Source organism: Cytophaga sp. (assembly GCF_051961495.1).
Classification (GTDB): Bacteria; Bacteroidota; Bacteroidia; order Cytophagales; family Cytophagaceae; genus Cytophaga.
The window spans coordinates 1-2,124 of sequence record NZ_JBQCDF010000087.1; the positions used below are offsets into that span (position 1 = coordinate 1).

Below are 2,124 nucleotides of genomic sequence, written 5' to 3' on the forward strand. Positions count from 1 at the left end.
CATTGATATTATGAAATTACGGATTATATATATGGGTACGCCTGAATTTGCAGTACCCAGCATGGAATTACTGATTGAACAGGGCTTTGATGTGGCCGCTGTTGTGACTGCTCCGGATAAACCTGCCGGCAGAGGACTAAAGATTCAGTATTTAGCTGTAAAGGAATCTGCATTAAAACACAACATACCAGTATTACAGCCTGAAAAGCTGAAGGATGAGACCTTCATAGAAGAACTAAGATCTTACCAGGCCAATTTATTTATTGTCGTTGCATTCCGCATGCTGCCTGAAATTATCTGGCAAATGCCTGCTGTTGGTACATTTAATCTGCATGGTTCATTACTGCCGAAATACCAGGGCGCTGCTCCTATCAATTGGGCCATTATTAACGGTGAGAAAGAAACCGGCTGTACAACTTTTTTTCTCAAACACCAAATCGATACGGGCGACATTTTGTTGCAGGAAAAAATTGCAATAGAAAATGATGATACATTTGAAACCGTTTATAACAAACTGAAAATAATCGGTGCAGATCTGGTACTTAAAACGGTACGCATGATTGAATCTGAAAATTATATGGCTATACCGCAGCAAGGTACACCCATACATGCACCAAAGATTTATAAAGAAACCGGGTTAATCGATTGGAACAAATCATGTATTGCCATCAACAACCTGATCCGTGGTTTGAATCCCTTTCCTTCCGCCTGGTTTGTTCATCAGGACAAGAGTATAAAAATATTTAAAGCATCAGCGACTGTACAATCAACAAATGTTGTAGCAGGAACGATTGTTTCAGATAATAAATCATTTGCAAAAATTGCGTGCGCCGACGGCTGGCTGAACTTACTTGAAATTCAAATGGAAGGAAAAAAACGCATGCTTATTCAGGATTTCTTAAAAGGAAATAAATTATGATTCATTCTATTATTATTGCTCAATCTCAAAACCGTGTCATCGGAATCAACAATACTCTGCCATGGCATTTACCGGCAGATCTCAAACGATTTAAAGCTATAACCATGGGGCACCACATGATCATGGGCAGAAAAACATATGAATCTATCGGTAAGCCTTTACCAGGACGCACAAGTATTGTTATTACCCGTAATAAAGACTTACAGTACGAAGGTTGTACCATGGCACATTCCCTGGAAGAAGCATTTAAAATTGCTGAACGCAATAATGAAACAGAAGCTTTTATAATTGGTGGTGCAGACCTGATCAAACAATCTATTGATAACTGCAATAAATTATATCTTACCACCATTCACCAGGATTTTGAAGGTGATACTTTTTTAAATGAACTATCATCTGATTGGAAAATCATTGAGCACGCAGATCATACACCGGATGAAAAAAATCTTTATTCATATTCTTTTATTACGTACGAAAAATAATCACTGGAGATCATTTTATAATTAAATCTCCAAGGTTTTTAAAACCTTGGAGATTTCGTTTTTTTAATTCTAATAATCCCCGCAAGACAAACTACCTAAGGATATACAACTTCCCCCAGTCGTGCTTAAATGCTTTATCACCTGCATTCTCCCGATGCTCAAAGATTTGGGTATCGTCTTTGATGATTACCCTGTACAGGTAAACGCCATTGGCTAAGCGGTCTCCGTATTGATCTGTTCCGTTCCATGCATATTCAGAAATATTATTACCGATATGAATCGGCCCAAGTTCTTCTTTAAAAATTTCTTTTACCACAATTCCTGAAACGGTCATAATCTGGATTTTCAGATCTGATGGAACTGTTGTACCTGACAAGGTAAATACAAAGCGTGTGCTTGTTGAGAAAGGATTCGGATACGGATAGAAATAAGAAATGGTTGGCTTATTTTCAACCTTGAATGTAATCTTATATGTATTGTTTCCGGCTTTATTTCCTGTCGCATCCTGGCCTTGAACACTGAGTATGTACGTTCCATCGGGTAAGCCTACAGGCTTAATTTCTGCAATAAATGTATTGGTTTTCGATTGCTGTAAACTCCATGACTGCACTATCGGATTGGTCGATGTTATCTGAACAGGGACAGTCTGCCCCGGATATTGTAAAAACAATTTAATACTGGAAGGATCCGTCATTAAAAGATATTTATTGTTATCACGCAATG

Annotated in this window: 2 protein-coding genes and 1 pseudogene; 2 read left to right on the forward strand and 1 reads right to left on the reverse strand. The window is 37.9% G+C overall.

Features of this window, described 5'->3' with window-relative positions; all coding sequences use genetic code 11:
- Window positions 1-919, forward strand: a 919-nt coding sequence (gene fmt / locus ACTHJT_RS03925) for a methionyl-tRNA formyltransferase (protein WP_440236500.1), incomplete at its 5' end; no start/stop codon positions are given.
- Window positions 916-1,401: a dihydrofolate reductase gene (locus ACTHJT_RS03930; protein WP_440236501.1), complete on the forward strand. Its 486-nt coding sequence runs from the start codon at window positions 916-918 to the stop codon at window positions 1,399-1,401. The genes fmt and ACTHJT_RS03930, both read left to right, overlap by 4 nt.
- Window positions 1,402-1,492: 91 nt before the next feature.
- Here the strand turns inward: ACTHJT_RS03930 and ACTHJT_RS03935 are convergent.
- A pseudogene (locus ACTHJT_RS03935) lies at window positions 1,493-2,124 on the reverse strand (C25 family cysteine peptidase); the annotation flags it as partial.

Coding starts and splice junctions, on each gene's coding strand:
- ACTHJT_RS03930 (WP_440236501.1), top strand. CDS start 916: ATGATTCATTCTATTATTATTGCTCAATCTCAAAACCGTGTCATCGGA.